The 18,135-nt window shown below is 37.7% G+C and carries 11 protein-coding genes; 9 read left to right on the top strand and 2 right to left on the bottom strand.

The annotated features are described in order from the left end of the window. Positions 1–5: 5 nt before the first annotated feature. The 5 genes from glmS to M0G43_RS03890 all read left to right on the top strand — a co-directional run bounded on the left by glmS (position 6) and on the right by M0G43_RS03890 (position 8,538). Positions 6–1,853 (top strand): glutamine--fructose-6-phosphate transaminase (isomerizing), encoded by a 1,848-nt coding sequence (glmS, locus tag M0G43_RS03910; protein ID WP_248023636.1) that lies wholly within the window; start codon positions 6–8, stop codon positions 1,851–1,853. A 191-nt stretch (positions 1,854–2,044) separates the two neighbouring features. Next, the gene (locus tag M0G43_RS03905; protein WP_248023634.1) at positions 2,045–4,822 is read left to right on the top strand and encodes a TonB-dependent receptor; all 2,778 of its coding nucleotides are present in this window, start codon (positions 2,045–2,047) and stop codon (positions 4,820–4,822) included. A 21-nt stretch (positions 4,823–4,843) separates the two neighbouring features. Next, complete coding sequence (locus M0G43_RS03900) at positions 4,844–6,496, top strand: G-D-S-L family lipolytic protein (RefSeq protein WP_248023632.1); 1,653 nt, start codon at positions 4,844–4,846, stop codon at positions 6,494–6,496. A 167-nt stretch (positions 6,497–6,663) separates the two neighbouring features. Continuing rightward, positions 6,664–8,172 (top strand): F0F1 ATP synthase subunit beta, encoded by a 1,509-nt coding sequence (atpD, locus tag M0G43_RS03895; protein WP_248023630.1) that lies wholly within the window; start codon positions 6,664–6,666, stop codon positions 8,170–8,172. A gap of 72 nt (positions 8,173–8,244) precedes the next feature. Beyond that, positions 8,245–8,538, top strand: a complete 294-nt coding sequence (locus M0G43_RS03890; RefSeq protein ID WP_248023629.1) for a F0F1 ATP synthase subunit epsilon — start codon at positions 8,245–8,247, stop codon at positions 8,536–8,538. A 57-nt stretch (positions 8,539–8,595) separates the two neighbouring features. Here M0G43_RS03890 and M0G43_RS03885 read toward each other — a convergent pair whose 3' ends face one another. Continuing rightward, positions 8,596–10,383 (bottom strand): M61 family metallopeptidase, encoded by a 1,788-nt coding sequence (locus M0G43_RS03885; RefSeq protein ID WP_248023628.1) that lies wholly within the window; start codon positions 10,381–10,383, stop codon positions 8,596–8,598. Between the two features lie 115 nt (positions 10,384–10,498). On the opposite strand from M0G43_RS03885, the gene M0G43_RS03880 reads away from it, so the two are divergent. The 3 genes from M0G43_RS03880 (at position 10,499) to M0G43_RS03870 (ending at position 13,024) form a co-directional block, all read left to right on the top strand. Next, the gene (locus M0G43_RS03880; RefSeq protein WP_248023627.1) at positions 10,499–11,470 is read left to right on the top strand and encodes an alpha/beta fold hydrolase; all 972 of its coding nucleotides are present in this window, start codon (positions 10,499–10,501) and stop codon (positions 11,468–11,470) included. Positions 11,471–11,607: 137 nt separating this feature from the next. Beyond that, the gene (locus M0G43_RS03875; protein ID WP_248023626.1) at positions 11,608–12,471 is read left to right on the top strand and encodes a cupin-like domain-containing protein; all 864 of its coding nucleotides are present in this window, start codon (positions 11,608–11,610) and stop codon (positions 12,469–12,471) included. A 61-nt stretch (positions 12,472–12,532) separates the two neighbouring features. Then, positions 12,533–13,024 (top strand): porin family protein, encoded by a 492-nt coding sequence (locus M0G43_RS03870; RefSeq protein WP_248023625.1) that lies wholly within the window; start codon positions 12,533–12,535, stop codon positions 13,022–13,024. A 151-nt stretch (positions 13,025–13,175) separates the two neighbouring features. Here the strand turns inward: M0G43_RS03870 and M0G43_RS03865 are convergent, their stop codons facing one another. Further along, positions 13,176–13,646, bottom strand: a complete 471-nt coding sequence (locus tag M0G43_RS03865; RefSeq protein WP_248023624.1) for a regulatory protein RecX — start codon at positions 13,644–13,646, stop codon at positions 13,176–13,178. Positions 13,647–13,807: 161 nt separating this feature from the next. Here M0G43_RS03865 and M0G43_RS03860 point away from each other — a divergent pair, with 161 nt between their 5' ends. Next, complete coding sequence (locus M0G43_RS03860) at positions 13,808–18,016, top strand: T9SS type A sorting domain-containing protein (protein ID WP_248023623.1); 4,209 nt, start codon at positions 13,808–13,810, stop codon at positions 18,014–18,016. Positions 18,017–18,135: the final 119 nt, after the last annotated feature.

Here is an 18,135-nt window from a genome sequence, read left to right as displayed (position 1 = left end):
AAACTATGTGTGGAATTGTAGGTTATATTGGCCACAGGGAAGCCTATCCTATTATACTTAAAGGGTTAAAGCGATTAGAGTATAGAGGTTACGATAGCGCAGGCATTGCCTTGTATGATGGATGTGATATCAAATTGTCAAAGACTAAAGGAAAAGTTGTTGATCTCGAGGATAAATTGTTAAAAGAAATCCCAACAGTTGGCAGCTTGGGAATAGGACATACAAGATGGGCAACGCATGGTGTACCAAATGACGTCAATTCGCACCCACACTATTCAAATTCAGGAAATCTGGTCATTATACACAATGGAATCATAGAGAATTATGAAAGCTTAAAGACAGAATTAAAAAATAGGGGATATAGTTTCAAATCTGATACTGATACCGAAGTTTTAATTAACCTAATTGAAGATGTTATGAAAAATGATAATCTGAAATTAGGAAAAGCTGTTCAAATCGCTTTAAATCAGGTTGTAGGAGCGTACGCCATTGCGGTATTTGATAAAAACAAGCCTAATGAAATAGTCGTTGCAAAGTTAGGAAGTCCTTTAGCTATAGGTATTGGGGATGACGAATTCTTTATTGCAAGTGATGCGTCTCCATTTATAGAATATACCAAAAACGCCATCTATCTTGAGGATGAGGAAATGGCCATTGTTAGAAGGGGAAAGGATTTAAAAATAAGAAAAATAAAAGACGACTCTTTGGTTGACCCTTACATTCAAGAATTACAAATAAATCTCGAACAAATTGAAAAAGGCGGATATGATCACTTTATGCTCAAAGAGATTTACGAGCAGCCAAGTGCTATAAAAGATACCTATCGAGGGAGAATGTTGGTCAATGAAGCCATTATAAAACTCGCCGGTGTCGAAGATAATATGAAAAAGTTTCTCAACGCAGACCGAATTATCATCGTTGCCTGTGGAACTTCATGGCATGCAGGTTTAGTTGCTGAATATATTTTCGAAGATCTGGCACGTATCCCAGTTGAGGTCGAATACGCATCGGAATTTAGGTACAGAAACCCGGTCATAAATGAAAAAGATTTAGTTATCGCCATATCTCAATCAGGAGAGACTGCCGACACCCTTGCCGCAATCAAATTAGCAAAATCCAAAGGTGCTTTTGTATTCGGAGTTTGTAACGTTGTGGGGTCTTCCATAGCAAGAGAGACAAATGCTGGCGCTTACACTCACGCAGGTCCTGAAATTGGCGTTGCATCCACCAAAGCTTTTACAACACAAATCACAATTTTAACACTGATAGCACTTCGATTGGCAAGAGCTAAAGGTACCATTTCGAGTTCAGACTTCCGTCTATATCTAATGGAACTTGAGATGATTCCAGAAAAAGTCATAAAAGCCCTAGAATCCGAAGAACACATCAAAAAAATAGCTGAAATTTATAAAACAACTCGAAATTTCCTCTATTTGGGAAGAGGTTATAATTTTCCAGTTGCTTTAGAAGGCGCATTGAAACTTAAGGAAATTTCATATATTCACGCAGAAGGTTATCCCGCTGCAGAGATGAAGCATGGTCCAATTGCTCTCATTGATGAAAATATGCCAATAGCTGTAATTGCCACCAAAAAAGGCCATTACGAAAAAGTAGTGAGCAACATTCAAGAAATAAAATCAAGAAAAGGAAAAATCATTGGTATTGTTACAGAGGGCGATGTTAGCGTTAGAGAATTGGCAGATCATGTTATTGAAGTTCCTGAAACCCTAGAGGCATTATCCCCACTTCTCACTACAATTCCGTTACAATTGCTGTCATACCATATTGCGGTAATGCTTGGAAAAAACGTAGATCAGCCTAGAAATTTAGCAAAATCTGTGACTGTAGAATAATAGAAATTCTATTTTACCTAATAGCAAAACCCTTTTACAAGGGTTTTTTTATGACCCAAATTCAGAATATGACAATTTCAGATATACAATTTTACCAATATTTACTATGCACGCATACTTTTTTGCAAAATTTTCAATTTAGTATCAGATAATTATTTATATTGGTCTACTAAATTTAACTAATCCCTAAAATGAAAACACTTTTAAAGATTATGATGCTGTTTTTGAGCACTATAACGTTTGCGCAAACAACAGTTACAGGTACGGTAAAAGACAATAGTGGCCAGCCTCTACCTGGTGCCAATATTATTATTGATGGCACAACCACAGGTACCATCTCGGATTTTGATGGAAATTTTGCCTTAACCTATAATCAACCGCCTCCATTTACCATAACAGTCAGCAGTGTTGGTTTTGAATCTGTCACAAAGGAGGTCACTACTAATCCTCAAACGTTGGATTTTGTACTCGTAGAAGGAACTTCATTAGATGAGGTAGTTATTTCTGCCTCTAGAACACCAGAGCGGGTTTTCGAATCTCCGGTTACAATCGAACGTTTTGGTCTTAAAGAAATAAAAAATACAGCCTCGGCCGATTTCTATGATGGGCTCGAAAATTTAAAGGGTGTTGACATAAACACCAATAGTTTGACTTTTAAATCTGTTAATACTAGAGGGTTTGCCACTTTCGCTAACAATCGCTTTATGCAATTGGTTGATGGAATGGACAATTCTTCCCCTGCCCTGAATTTCCCTATAGGGAATTTAGTTGGTATGAATGAAACAGATGTTTTGAGTGTTGAGTTACTACCTGGTGCCGCATCGGCATTATATGGTGCAAATGCTTTCAACGGTATTTTATTCATGAGAAGTAAAAGTCCTTTCGATTTTCAAGGTATTAGTGGATATCACAAACAAGGAATTACTTCGCAAGATGCTGCGGGAGACAATACCTACCGTGACACAGGGATAAGAATGGCTTATAAATTCAGTGATAAATTTGCTGCAAAAGTAAATTTTGGATGGCTAAAAGGAACTGACTGGATGGCTACTAACTACGATGGTAAGCCAGGGACTGGCGCTACAAGAGCTAGTGTGGGCTATGATGGTTATAATATTTATGGAGATGAAGTTGCCACAAATATCAGGGCTGCTTCGGGAGGTTTAGGAATAATACCTGACGTTGTGGTGAGCAGAACCGGTTATGAGGAAAGAGATTTAACAGATTACAACGCTGAAAGCATCAAAGCTGACTGGGGACTTTACTACCGTCCTTGGGCCAATGATTTTGAAATTCAATATGTTGGGAAAATAGGTAAAGGGAATACAATTTACCAAGGAACTAACCGATATTACATAGACAATTTCACTCAACTTCAAAACAAAATAGAAATCAAGAATAACAACTTCTTTTTGAGAGGTTATTTAGTATCTGATAAAGCTGGTGATTCTTACGATATGGTATTTACAGGTATCAACATTAACCGTTCTTGGAAATCTGATACCGATTGGTTTGGAGATTATATTCAGAGTTATGCAGCTAGAACTTTAGCCGGAGCCACAGATGCCGAAGCTCATCAGTATGCCAGGGATGTAGCTGAAGAAGTTATTGATCCTAACGGAGATGATGGAGTTGAACGCTTGATTCCAGGCACACCTGCTTTTCAACAAGCATTTGACAGAATTACAGCAGATCCGGATTTTGCAACAGGTTCTAAATTTCAAGATGCTTCCAAGTATTATCACGCAGATGGTAACTACAACTTTAGCCACTTATGGGATGCTGTGGACATTCAAGTTGGTGGTTCTTATAGAAAATACGTTTTAAATTCCTTCGGAACAATTTATACTGATTTTGATGGAACCATCCCTTATTCTGAATATGGGGCTTATACACAACTGCAAAAAGATTTGCCACTTGGCAATGATATGCGTTTAAAATTGACTGGTTCAGCACGCTATGATAAATCCGAATTTTTTGACGGATTTGTTTCCCCAAGAGTTTCAGCAGGTTTAACCGTTAATGAGAACCACAACATAAGAGCATCAGTACAAACTGGTTTTAGAAATCCTACTACTCAAGATTTGTTTATCGGTCTAGATGCTGGACGCGCCATTTTAGTTGGAGGTTCACCTGACAACTTGGATAGATATGTAAGATCTTATAACGTAAGTGCGGCAGGACAAGCGCTTGGTCAACCAGCTTCTGTCTCACAGTCCGGTGGAGCTGCATACAATAATTCTTATTTAGCTTCCTCAGTATCCGAATTTGCTGCTTCAGAAAATCCCGCAGATTTAAGAATAGGAAATTCTGCTTTGGTGAAACCTGAAAAAATTAGCACAGCAGAAATTGGTTATCGTGGAAAAGTTAAAAAAGTTGTTATTGATATGAGTGTTTATTACAACAAATACCAAGACTTTATTTCTGGAGAAGTTGTAATTGCTCCTTTATATGGTACAGTAGGAGACAATTCATTATCAGTTGCCGCAATCGCAAATGGTGACTATAAAGTTTATCAAACCTATACAAATTCTAAAGCGGATGTGAATTCTTATGGTGGATCTATCGGACTTTCAACCAAGGTTCTTGGAAACTTTGATCTAGGTGGAAGCTATACATACACCAAGCAAGATTTTGACCAAAATGATTTCCCTGATTTCCGTACCAATTTTAACACCCCTAACCACAAGGCAAAAATCACTTTCGGTAATACAGATTTGTTTAAGAATTTTGGTTTCAATGCAGCTTGGAGATGGAGTGATAACTATTATTGGCAAGCCACATTCGGAGACGGTGAGATCCCTGCTTACCAAGTTTTGGATGCACAACTTAACTTTAGAGTTCCATCGCTAAAATCGTCAATTAAAGTTGGTGCAACCAATTTGTTAGGCGATGAGTATTTCACAGCGATTGGTACTGGTGACATAGGTTCAATGTACTATGTTTCTTTGACGATAAACAATCTTTAATAATATAAAATCATTATAACAATGAAAACTTTAAAATATATATTTCTATCAGCAGTTCTGATTGGATTTACATCTTGTAATGAAGATGAGTTTGACTACACCCCAGATCCAGAACCGCTACCAGAATTAACTGCAGGCTCTGTAGATTTTTCAAAATATATTGCTGTTGGAGCATCCTTTACCGCGGGATATACTGATGGCGCTGTATTCATGGCCAGCCAAACTAACTCCTTCCCCAATATCTTAAACCAACAATTTTCATATGTTGGAGGTGGAAGTTTTACACAGCCTCTAACTAATGACAATATTGGAGGTCTTCTTTTCGCTGGTAATGTGATAGCCAACCCTAGATTATATTTTAATGGTACAGGTCCTGTGGTTTTACCGGCGACTCCTTCCACTGAAGTAACCAATGTTATTTCAGGTCCTTTTAACAATATGGGTGTACCAGGTGCAAAGAGCTTTCATATCGTAGCGCCTGGATATGGTAATTTAGCAGGTGTTCCCATAGGTGCTGCCAATCCTTATTTTGCAAGGATGGCTTCATCATCTAGCACTACTATTTTAGCTGATGCTGTTGCACAAAACCCAACATTTTTCACTTTGTCAGAAATAGGCGGAAACGACGTCTTATCATTTGCTACCTCTGGAGGAACTGGAGTTGATCAAACAGGTAACTTTGACCCATCTACTTATGGTGGAAATGATATTACAGATCCAAATGTATTTGCTCAAGCTTTCACTGCACAAGTAAATGCCTTGACATCAAATGGAGCAAAAGGCGCTGTCGCAAACGTTCCTTACATAACTAGCTTACCTCATTTTACAACGGTACCATACAATCCGTTAGACCCTTCTAATCCAAGTTTTGGCCCGTTAATCCCAACTTTAAACGGAGTTTATGGTCAACTTAATCAAGTTTATGCCTATCTAGAATCAGTTGGTGCAATTGATAATGCTGCAGAACGTTCGGTAGTTTTTTCAAGCTCATCTGCGAGCGCAGTTGTTATAAGTGATGAGACGTTACCCAACATATCTGCTCAAATTGCTGGTGTTTTAAATGCCAGTCCAACATTTCCAGCTTTTGTACAGTCATTTGGTTTACCTGCAGCCGCAGCACCACTTGTAGCTAACTTATTAGGAAACTTTTACGGTCAATCTAGACAAGCTACTGCAGATGATTTATTTGTGCTTCCAAGTAGTTCTATAATTGGACAAGTTAATCAAACAACATATGCATATTTAGTGTCCCAAGGTTTACCGGCAAGTATCGCGGGACAATTTTCGGCAAATGGTGTTACGTATCCTTTAGAAGACAAGTGGGTGCTGATTCCAAGCGAACAAATGGCAATAAAAACAGCCACGGATGCTTATAATAATACTATTTCAAGCGTTGCTTCTTCAAATGGTTTAGCCTTAGTTGATTTTAAAGGCATTTTAGAACAAGCTTCAACAACCGGAATTTCCGATGGAGACTTTGTGCTAAATACAAATTTGGTTACAGGTGGTCTGGTAAGTTTAGATGGTATACATTTAACAGCCAGGGGCTACGCTGTCATGGCTAATGAATTTTTAAAAGCCATTGATGCCACATACGGATCCAACTTTGTAGCTGCTGGTTATAAAGCAAATCCAGGAGATTATCCTACAAATTATCCTCCAACATTACAATAGATTTCATCTTTATAATTAATACGAAACACCTTCGTCAAGAAGGTGTTTTTTTATGACAAAAAACCTAATAAATAGACTTTTATTTTAAATTAAAAGATATATCTTTGCAGCGCGAAAAAAGGATGTTTTTTCGTGATAAATTTAATTCAACATTAAACACATAAGTAATGTCAAAAGTTACAGGTAAAGTTGCACAAATCGTTGGTCCTGTTATCGACGTAGCGTTTGAAGCTGGTTCAGAGCTTCCGAAAATCTATGATTCATTAGAAATTAGAAAAGCAGATGGTTCTGTTTTGGTATTGGAAGTTCAATCACACATTGGTGAAGATACTGTTCGTACTATTGCGATGGATTCATCTGACGGTTTGAGTAGAGGAACTGAAGTGGTTGCAACTGGAGCGCCTATACAAATGCCTATTGGCGAAGATGTATATGGTCGTTTGTTTAATGTGATTGGTGATGCGATTGATGGATTAGGTGACTTGCCTAAAACAGGCGGCAACGGTTTGCCTATCCACAGACAGGCACCTAAATTTGAAGATTTATCAACTTCAACTGAAGTATTGTTTACGGGTATCAAAGTAATTGATTTGATCGAGCCTTATGCAAAAGGTGGTAAAATTGGTTTATTCGGTGGTGCCGGTGTTGGTAAAACAGTATTGATTCAGGAGTTGATTAACAATATTGCAAAAGGTCACGGTGGTCTATCAGTATTTGCTGGTGTAGGAGAAAGAACTCGTGAAGGAAACGACCTTTTAAGAGAGATGTTAGAGTCTGGAATTATCAAATATGGTGGTGACTTTATGCACTCTATGGAAGAAGGTGGATGGGATTTGTCTAAAGTTGACAAAACAGTCATGAAAGATTCTAAAGCAACCTTCGTGTTCGGACAGATGAATGAGCCACCAGGAGCTCGTGCTCGTGTGGCATTGTCAGGATTGACCATTGCTGAATATTTCCGTGATGGTGCTGGTGACGGACAAGGTAAAGACGTACTTTTCTTCGTAGATAACATCTTCCGTTTTACACAAGCTGGTTCTGAAGTATCAGCATTGTTAGGTCGTATGCCTTCTGCGGTAGGTTACCAACCGACTTTGGCAACAGAGATGGGTGCGATGCAAGAGCGTATTACTTCAACCAAAAAAGGATCTATCACCTCTGTGCAAGCTGTTTACGTTCCTGCGGATGACTTGACTGACCCTGCTCCTGCTACGACATTTGCCCACTTGGATGCAACAACGGTATTGTCTCGTAAAATTGCAGAGCTTGGTATTTACCCAGCCGTGGATCCATTGGATTCTACATCTCGAATCTTGACAAAAGAAATTTTGGGTGCTGACCATTATAACTGTGCTCAACGCGTAAAGGAGTTATTGCAACGTTATAAAGAGTTGCAGGACATCATCGCCATTCTTGGTATGGAGGAACTTTCTGAAGATGATAAATTGGCTGTAGGACGTGCACGTCGTGTGCAACGTTTCTTGTCTCAACCATTCCACGTGGCCGAACAATTTACTGGTATCCCAGGTGTATTGGTAGATATCAAAGAAACCATCAAAGGATTTAACATGATCATGGATGGTGAATTGGATCACTTGCCAGAAGCTGCTTTCAACTTGAAAGGAACCATTGAAGAAGCCATGGAAGCTGGTGAGAAAATGTTGGCAGAAGCGTAATTCAGTCAGCAGTGTTCAGTAGCAGTCAAAAGTGACTGTAAACTGTAAACTGCGACTGTAAACTTTAAAGATATGTATTTAGAAATTGTATCACCAGAGGCTACCTTGTTCAGTTCAGAAGTTGATTCTGTAGTTGTGCCTGGCGTAATGGGAGAATTTGAAATGTTGAATAACCATGCTCCTATTATTTCGCTTCTAAAGGAAGGTATTGTTAAAATAAAGACCCATTCAATCAGTCATTTGGTTTTTGATGAATTGCACGCCGATGTTATTCCTCATAAGGATGACAAAAAAGTGTTGACCGTAAAAATCAACTCTGGAACCTTAGAAATGAAGGACAATAAGGTTATCATTTTAGCCGATTGAAAATTGATTCCAGCAAATAAAATAAACGCCATGTCTAAGAGCATGGCGTTTTTATTTTTATAACTTGGAACCTAACCATTCTCTCCTCTTTCTCTTCATATTTTCATCAAACTGTTTGGAATGATTCTCTAGCGGAACAATGTCATAAGATGTCTCTGTCTTTATCATAAGCTGTGTTTCCTTACGAATTCCAAATCTCTCATAAACGACTGGAATTTTTTCTCCAATACTATAATTCTTCAAAATTGAAGCTATATCTGTATTGTCATCTATAAAATTAAGACCGACTCTTATGAGCTTATCTCCGTTTTGCAAACCAGCTTCATAAGCGGAAGAACCAATCTTTGGATTTCTCATAATTTTTTGAAATCTGACAGTTGCTCCAAATGCGATGTCTTCATTTGTTTTTAAAACAACTCCCATTTGATTGAACAAACGCTCAAAATCAGGCATTCCACTCTTATAAATGTAGCTAGTGAAAAAATCGTCAGCAAACTTCTTACCAGCATAGACTTTCAGGGTTTGATGCAAATCGTCAACTGAATAAAACTTTTGAACCTTTCCAAAATCAGTCCACATCAATTTCATAAAATCATCAAGATTTAAATCTTTTTCTCTTAATGACAAATCCAAAGCCAAACCAAGCATTTCCCCATAACTGTAGTAGGAAATAAAGATATTCTCAAAGTTAGTTTCATCAATTGATTTTGCAGCATCATTGAAAGGTGCCAATTGACTCATTCCAATCGGATTGAAATAAGCTCTGCCTGGTGATGTCCAAACGTAATTGAAGCCTCTGATCATATCCTTGAAATAATAATCTTGAGTCCATATCCCTGTTCTGCATTGTGAAAGTGCATCATAATAATTGGTAAATCCTTCGGCAAACCAAAGTGCATCGCTCATATTTGTCTTTTGAAAATCGAACGGCTCCAAATCATCCGGACGGATACGCTCTACATTCCAACAATGGAAAAATTCATGGGCAACCGTTCCAATATTTTGTTCATTGCCTCCAAAAGACAAACTACGCGTACTTGGAATCATGGTAGAATTTCGATGCTCCATCCCGTCACCCGTTGCATTGGGCATATAGCAAGCCAAAAACGTATATTCTCCATAATCGTACCGTGGTAATTCCCCGAAAACTTGTTCTTGCTCCAAAACAAGTTTTTTGACATTTTCAAAATACGTATCAAACTGCTCTTCTGAAGCGGCATGGTCATGTAAAATAACATTGATGGTTTGACCTTTGACCTTAAAAAAGTGCTTTTTAAAATTTGCAATTTCAACTGGGCTATCCATAAAATACTGCAAATTGTCAGCGTGATAGCGATTATCATTCTGAAGTTTTAGTTGTGTGGCAATTTTCCAATCAGAATTTTCAGGTAATATAAAATTTACTTCAATTTGTTGATCGGCCAGCTCTGGAACATATATAAAGGTAGCTGGAATGTTAAGGTGTGCGTGTGTTTCATCTACTTGCGCATAGGTACCATCACCATGATTGGCGAACAAAGTATAGCTAATAGTTACTGTTCCGTTGTGCCCTTCAATCATCCATGAATATGGATCTTTACGACTAATATTCAATTCTTTACCTTTATCATCAGTTGCTTTTACATTGTAAACATTCTTGACAAATTCATGCAACGCATAACGCCCTGGTGACGAACGCGCCATGGTGATTTCTACTGTATCTCTTTTTAGGTTTGAAAATGTGGCTGAAATAGTTGCTTCATGGTGCACGGCCTTTTCAAACGAAATTGAATATGTTGAAGCCACTTGTGCGTGTACATTGTAATAGATGAAACTTATAAGAAGAATGGGCAGGAATCTAATCATTATAATTAATTAATTTATTTAATGCTGAAAGATACAATTAAGGCGATTACTTCCATGTCAAATTTAACAGTTATCTTAACGCTCAATATTTATATTTAACGTACAAATCATTTCAATGAAAACAGTTTCTGAATGTATATTTCTGGTTTTGATATGTTTCAACCTATCGTTGTATGCACAAGTCGATCCAGACATCTACGGTAAATTCGAATCAAAATTCTACAATATAGACGGTTACAACATTAATGTCGAAGTTTTGGGCAGTGGCAAGCCCATTTTCTTTTTACCTGGCGGACCAGGAAATTCACATGATTATATGCAAGGTAATTTTGGTCAATACTACAAAACGAATATCGTTGTGTTTTTCGATTTTTTAGGTCGAGGAAAAAGTGATGACGCGAAAAATCCTTCTGAATATTCAGTTGAACATGATGTAGAACTGATTGAAAAGCTTCGAAAGCTATTGAAGTTTGAAAAGATTTCTCTAGTTGGCCATTCTTATGGAACTGTTCCAGCGCAAGCCTACAGTATCAAATATCCAGAACATGTGGATAAGATGGTTTTAATAAGTGGTTTTCACAGCGGCGCGATGTGGCAAGCCAATTGTGACAGCTATAATCATTACGCCAAAACACATTTTCCCGAAAAATGGAAACAAGTGGACTCACTTCGGGCTTTAGGTTATGTTTCAAGTCAAGAGCCTCTAAAAACTGTATATGGCAACTTTCCAACAAAATACATTTATTATCATAACACAAAACTCAAACAGAATTCGCCAACCTACAAGCATCGCAGTTGGGCAAATGATGTATATGTTGCTATCATCGGTATTGATGGCGACTTTGATGTCTCTGGAAGTATGATCAATCAAGATTACAGACAAAAACTGAAAGATGTCAAGGCTAAAACCTTGATAATTGCCGGAAGATATGATGGGGTCTCTACGCCAGAATTTGCTGTACAATACAAAACCTTTATGCCTCAAGCACAGTTTGAAATGTTTGAAGACAGCGCTCACAATCCTTACCTCGAAGAACCAGAAAAGTTTTATTCGATTTTTGAAAAGTTCATGGAAATTAAGCGATGAATTATCGATAGTTTTGGAAATTTAACGAAGTTGGTCAATACTTGTAAAGCTATTATTAAGTTAACAGGTCCATTAACAAAGTTTTAATTCTAAATTCGTAACCTTTTCTTAACTTTGCGTGTTAAAATTCACAACCCTTGGCATTGAACCTACAAGACATTCCTCGAGTTAAAAACATAAGCAAAGAAGCGTTTTTACGAGATTATTATAAGCCTCAAAAACCAGTGGTGATAGAGCGCTTTATTGAGGACTGGCCTGCCTATAGCAAATGGAATTTGGATTACATGAAGTCTATCGCAGGTGATAAGATTGTACCACTTTATGATGATCGTCCGGTTGATTACAAAGATGGCTTTAATGAGCCTCATGCCAAGATGAAAATGAGTGATTATGTCGATTTGCTCAAAACAGAACCTACTCGTTATAGAATCTTTTTGTGGAATGTATTGAAAGAAGTACCACAACTTCAGAAAGATTACAGTTATCCCGATTTTGGCTTGAAACTGATGAAGGGTCTGCCCATGTTGTTTTTTGGTGGAGAGGATTCTTATACTTTCATGCATTATGATATTGATTTAGCAAATATTTTCCACTTTCATTTTGAAGGAAAAAAAGAAATCATCCTTTTTGACCAAAAACAGAATAAATATCTTTATAAAGTTCCTCATTCCTTAATCACAAGAGAGGATATCGATTTTTCAAATCCAGATTTGGACAAATGGCCAGCCTTAAAGTATGCTAAAGGCTATAAAACTTACCTCAACCATGGTGAAGTGTTGTATATGCCTGAAGGTTACTGGCACTACATGAAATATGTGACTCCTGGTTTTTCCATGAGTCTACGTTCCATTGCGAAGAATCCAAGAAACTTCAGTAAGGCCATTTACAATTTGGTCGTGATGCGACATTTTGATAATTTGATGAGACGTATCAAAGGGCAAAAATGGATTGATTGGAAAAATGGAGAGGCCGTCAAACGTACCAATCTTAACATAAAATAAATCAGGCAAGTATTAAAAAGTTATAATATATTTACCCCGTTTTAATTAAAATAAATCAAACATGAAAAAATTACTAGTATTAGTCACAATGTTATCTGTTTCATTAGCCAATGCGCAAGCTTTTCAAGGTGAAGGTGACAACAAATTTCAGGTTGGAGCTAATTTACAAGATGCTGCAACAGGTATTTTTGTGAGTTATGATTACGGTCTTGGCGAAAACATGTCTGTTGGTTTGGTATCATCGTATGCTTTGAGCGTTCATGATGCAATAAATGCTGATTTTGGAGATAGAATTGATGTAAAAGCTCGTTTTAACGCAAATTTAGGCAGTATCTTGAATGTAGATGAGAATTTTGACCTTTATCCTGGTTTAAACTTGAGTTTTAAAAACTTTGGTGGCCATATTGGTGCGCGTTATTTCTTTTCTCAAGGATTTGGGATATTCACTGAAGCTGCTTTCCCAATTGCGAAATATGATGCCAATGATTTAAGACCTGCAGATTATATCCATAACCAGTTTGTGGTAAATCTAGGAGCTGTTTTCAATCTCTAGTCTTATCTTCATATATAAAAATGCCCTTTGCTAATTAGATTTGCAAAGGGCATTTTTATTTAAGTATTTACGGCTTATGTACGGAGTATCTACGCCTAATCCATGGCGTTCTTATAGAGGTTAAAATACTGTAAAATGAATTTATATTCTTTCAATTGAAAAGTTCATTAACTTTTTCGTATACCAAATGACTTTCCCAACCACGATATAGAAGGAAATCAGCCAATTTCTTTTTCTTCTTTTGATGATTTTTTTCTGTTATAGTCATTGCTTTTTTGACTGCCAATTCATTAAACGTTTGCAAATATTCGGCTTCGGTTATCTCTTTCAAGGCTGAATTAATGAGATTTTTTGTTATGTCCCTTCTCTTAAGTTCTTGAATAATACGATAATTGCCCCATTTTTTAATTCTAAACTTTCCTCTTGTAAAGGCTTTTGCAAAGCGTTCTTCATTCAAAAAATTGTTATCCAATAAATGAACAATGATCATATCAATAACCTGTGGAATCATATTCATATCCCTTAACTTTTGATTGACTTCTTTATGGCATCGCTCTTGGTAGCTACAATAAGCCTCCAATTTTGAAATTGCCTCTTCTACTGTATAAACTTTGCTGTTCATAAGGCCAAAAATAAATTATTGAAAGCACAAAATTTAAATTCTTAACGATAAAGTAAACTAAGGTTTACAAATAAATAACTCATTAATAATTGTTTTTAATTGTCTAAACTTATTGATAGCCTTAACTTTGCAGCAGATTAGCTCGAAATAAAAAAATCCCTATGATTAAGAAATACACCTTTGTCTTATCAGCATTTTTATGCTTTAGTCTTTTTGGCTTTGGACAATGCCTAAATGATGATTTTAATTCTAGTTATGGTAATTGGGGTGACGGTTCTGGCACCTATCAAAATGCCGCTGCAGGACGTACAGGAAATGGTACAGGCTTTAATAGTACAAATGACGACATCATTACAAGTATAGCTGTAACTAATCCCACCAACATTACATTTTGGTTAGCACGTTCGAGCAACACTTCCAATAAAACTTTAAGTGTTCAATATTCTACATCAAATACAGGCCCTTGGACTAATGTAAGAGATATTCTTAATGGTGAAGTAACCGAAACCCATCAATTATTCACTACAAACTTAAATCTTACTGGAAATTATTATTTAAGAATTGTAATGTCACAAAGGTCTGGTGGGTCATATTATTTAGACGATGTGATTGTGAACTGCGGTCCTTCTGGCCCAACAATAACCGTTACCCAAGCTTCCGGAGGTACTATTACCCCGGGAACAACGAGTGTCACATCTGGTTCTAACCAATCGTTCACCGCCGCACCAGACTCATGTCATACGTTCAGCAATTGGATTGTTGATGGTGTCAATGTAGGAAACGCAAATCCATACACTTTTAATAATGTGACAGCTGACCACAATATAACAGCGGTTTACAATACAAACTCTTACGCAATTACAGCCTCTGCCGGAATTGATGGTAGTATTACTCCAAATGGTGTAACAAACGTCTTCTGTGGAAATGACCAGACATATACTTTTACGCCAGACAGCGGGTATGTAGTAGATGATGTATTAGTGGATGGTGTTTCTCAAGGTCCTTTGAGTTCTTATACATTTAATTCAGTATCATCGAATCATACAATCTATGTAACATTCATATTTTATGTGGGACCATGTCTATCTGATGATTTTGACACCGGATATGGTAATTGGTCAGGCGGTACAGGAACTTATCAAAATGCTACAGCTGGAAATACAGGGAACGGCACAGGATTCAATAGTACTAATGACGACATTATAACATCAGGTCTGGTCAGTAGTCCAGATTATATGACTTTCAACGCTCGAACATCTGGAACTGGTGCTAATTTCACAATCAGTTTCCAATACTCTGCAACGGGCGGAGCACCTTGGTCCACTGCAGCAACAATCAATGCCAATGGAAGTAATACAGGCAATGTAACCACTACTGCCAGCAATTTTACAATACCATTAAGTTTAACCGGAGATTATTACTTGCGAATTATTATGAGCGCAAGATCTGGTGGAAGTTTTTATCTTGATGATGTGAACGTTTTTTGTGGAACTTGTGTTCCTACGGTTTCGGTATCGTCTTTTGCTCCCTCTTCAGGCCCTGTAGGAACTTACGTTACAATTACAGGTACAGGATTTACAGGAGCGACAACGGTTGATTTTAATGGAACACCTGTGATAAACTATGTATCTCAAACTGCGACCGAATTGATTGTTGAGGTTCCAGCCGGCACCGTAACTGGACCTATTTCTGTGGACGGAAACAGTTGTCCTGTTCAAACATCTGATTTCAACATTATTGATAATGCAGGCTCTTGTGGTGGCATCAATGATCTCATTATGACCGAAATTTATGACCAAAATGGTGGTAGTTTAGGATATATTGAAGTATTCAATGGCACAAATTCCACTATCAATTTGGCAAATTATTTTATTAGACGATATGGAGATGCTGTTGATTTTGCCATCAATGATTACGTCGACTATTTCTTTGCTCCTGAAATTACAAGCATTGCAAGTGGTCAAGTAATCTACGGGAGGATTAGTACAAGTGCAAATACTGCCTCACCCAACTTTAATTATACAAATACAGGTTTTGCTGGTATTAATGGAGATGACATTTTTCATTTGTATAATGGAAGTACCATCATAGATGTTTATACCATCCCTGATTCTGGAATAGGCTATGTGGCACGAAGAAATACAAATACTGCTGGTCCCAATAACACAGAAAACCCTGGGGATTGGTCTTTTAACACCACAGAAAACACAAGTAATCTAGGTGTTTTCAATTATACAGGAGCTGTCAGCAACTTCCCATCAATCACCACACATCCTAATGACGTTTCTGGTTGTGCTTCAGAAGCCGAATTTACAGCTATTGCTAGCCCTGGAAACGGTGGAACTTTGTCATATCAATGGTACTTTAACGATGGCACTGCGACCGGATGGACATTGGTTACTTCGGCCAACTTGCCTTTAACTACAGTCAGCGGAGAAACAACGAATCAACTGTTGTTGACGGATGGTTTCTATAATTACGATGGTTATCAATTTTATTGTTTAGTGACTGAAGACGGCTCTTGCTCTACCGCAACGGATGCAACCCAATTGTTGGTACCATCAACTATCTGGGATGGAACCATATGGCTTTCGGGTGCTCCTAATATCAGCACTATAGCCATCATCGATGGTGATTATGATACAAGTGTGGGTGGTCAGCAATCTAGTTTTAGTGCTTGCCAACTCTTGGTAAACGGTGGTTATACGCTCTTCATTGAAGATGGAGATTACGTAGAAGTCGAAAATAATTTGACTGCCAACGGCGAAATTATTGTACGTACTTCAGGGTCATTCAAACAAAATAATGATGCAGGTCTTGTAAACGGCGCCGTGCTCTCAACTCCTTCACTTGTCAAAGTGGAAAAAGAAACAGCACCATTGAATGCTTGGTATGAGTATACCTATTGGAGTTCTCCTGTTGCAAACGAAACTGTTGGTGTTGCTCTTGGTGATTCCAATCCAAATAGACGCTTCTGGTACGACGCTCAAAATTATCTGGATGCTACTATGGAAACCAACAATGATAATGGATCAGCCCCAGGACAAGATGATATTGACGACGACGCCAATGATTGGACGTTTGCACCTGCTGGAATGACGATGACTCCTGGAGTTGGTTTTGGGGCCACTCACAGTTCAACTGGTTTTAGTACACCAGGGAATCAGTACAAATATACCTTCCAAGGTCCTTTCAATAATGGAGTTTATAATGTCCCTCTTTATAGAAACGATGCCGAATTGAATGATAACAATTGGAACCTAATCGGAAATCCATATCCATCAGCCATCAGTGCTGATGCGCTCTTGGCAGCAAATACAGTTATTGACATGAATGTACCTGGTGGTGTCATTGATGGTGCCATCTTCCTATGGTCTCAAAATGTAGCTCCAGACGGATCTACAAATGGAAATGAAAACCTCAACTTTGCACAGTCAGACTATGCCATTATCAATGGAACAGGACAAGCTGCAGGTGGTGATGGTGTGACGCCTAACCGTTATATTCCTTCTGGACAGGCATTTTTCGTGTCAATGTCTAATTCGGCTCCATCAACAGTGGTAAGCGGCACTACTCGAACAGCAGATTTTGTGTTCAATAACTCCATGCGTGTTCTTGATAACAATGATCAATTTTTCCGAAATGCACAAGGTGAAGTTCCAAATAAACTTTGGGTTGATTTGACTTCAGACAATGGCGTTTTCAACCAAATACTTGTAGGTTATGTCAATGGTGCTACTGATGCAAATGATGGTATGTACTATGATGCCTTGAAAAATTTATCCATTGACGCAAATGCTATTCTCTATTCTCGTCTGAATAGTGACGATACAGATTTAAAATTTGGAATTCAAGGTAAACATCCCAATAGCTTAAGCATTGATGAATCCATTCCTCTTGGTTTTTCCAATTCAATCACTGAAGCGACGATTTTTAAACTCGCTCTATCCAAATTGGAAGGTGACTTTTTGTTAGACAATAACATCTATTTAATTGACCACTTATTGAATACTATTCATAATCTTAAACAGGAAGATTATTCTTTTGTATCTGAAGTTGGTGAGTTCAACGACCGTTTTGAAATTGTGTTCCAAAATGAAGCCTTATCAGTTGTTGAAAATGAAATTACACCAAACGGCTTAAGCATTGTAGAGCTGAATGACGGAACGGTCCGATTTACGGTCAGCAACAACTTAACCATCGAGTCGGTACAAATTTTTGATTTACTTGGAAGAGCACTTTATGAGCTTAAAGGAAGTGCCCATTCGGAGACTTTCGATCTTTCTAACTTGAGCCAATCTGCTTACATAGCCAAGGTGACCCTTTCCAATGGACAGACCATCTCAAAACGGGCTGTCAAACGAAAATAATGCAGCTGTAAAATCTTCAATACATAAGTCCTAAACAATGGTTGAGGACTTTTTTTATAAAATGGATTTCATAATTATTGATAGCTACAATTGCGAAAATGTTAATAATTTGTTATCAA

This window comes from Subsaxibacter sp. CAU 1640, from assembly GCF_023156585.1.
Taxonomy (GTDB): domain Bacteria; phylum Bacteroidota; class Bacteroidia; order Flavobacteriales; family Flavobacteriaceae; genus JBPOFM01.
Note: the sequence above shows the minus strand (reverse complement) of the source record. Positions and strands in the feature narration are given on the sequence as shown.

What these genes read in the sequence shown, in the direction of transcription:
- atpD (WP_248023630.1), top strand. Translation starts at nt 6,664, where the DNA reads ATGTCAAAAGTTACAGGTAAAGTTGCACAAATCGTTGGTCCTGTTATC.
- M0G43_RS03905 (WP_248023634.1), top strand. Translation starts at nt 2,045, where the DNA reads ATGAAAACACTTTTAAAGATTATGATGCTGTTTTTGAGCACTATAACG.
- M0G43_RS03885 (WP_248023628.1), bottom strand. Translation starts at nt 10,383, where the DNA reads ATGATTAGATTCCTGCCCATTCTTCTTATAAGTTTCATCTATTACAAT.
- glmS (WP_248023636.1), top strand. Translation starts at nt 6, where the DNA reads ATGTGTGGAATTGTAGGTTATATTGGCCACAGGGAAGCCTATCCTATT.
- M0G43_RS03890 (WP_248023629.1), top strand. Translation starts at nt 8,245, where the DNA reads ATGTATTTAGAAATTGTATCACCAGAGGCTACCTTGTTCAGTTCAGAA.
- M0G43_RS03900 (WP_248023632.1), top strand. Translation starts at nt 4,844, where the DNA reads ATGAAAACTTTAAAATATATATTTCTATCAGCAGTTCTGATTGGATTT.
- M0G43_RS03860 (WP_248023623.1), top strand. Translation starts at nt 13,808, where the DNA reads ATGATTAAGAAATACACCTTTGTCTTATCAGCATTTTTATGCTTTAGT.
- M0G43_RS03870 (WP_248023625.1), top strand. Translation starts at nt 12,533, where the DNA reads ATGAAAAAATTACTAGTATTAGTCACAATGTTATCTGTTTCATTAGCC.
- M0G43_RS03865 (WP_248023624.1), bottom strand. Translation starts at nt 13,646, where the DNA reads ATGAACAGCAAAGTTTATACAGTAGAAGAGGCAATTTCAAAATTGGAG.
- M0G43_RS03880 (WP_248023627.1), top strand. Translation starts at nt 10,499, where the DNA reads ATGAAAACAGTTTCTGAATGTATATTTCTGGTTTTGATATGTTTCAAC.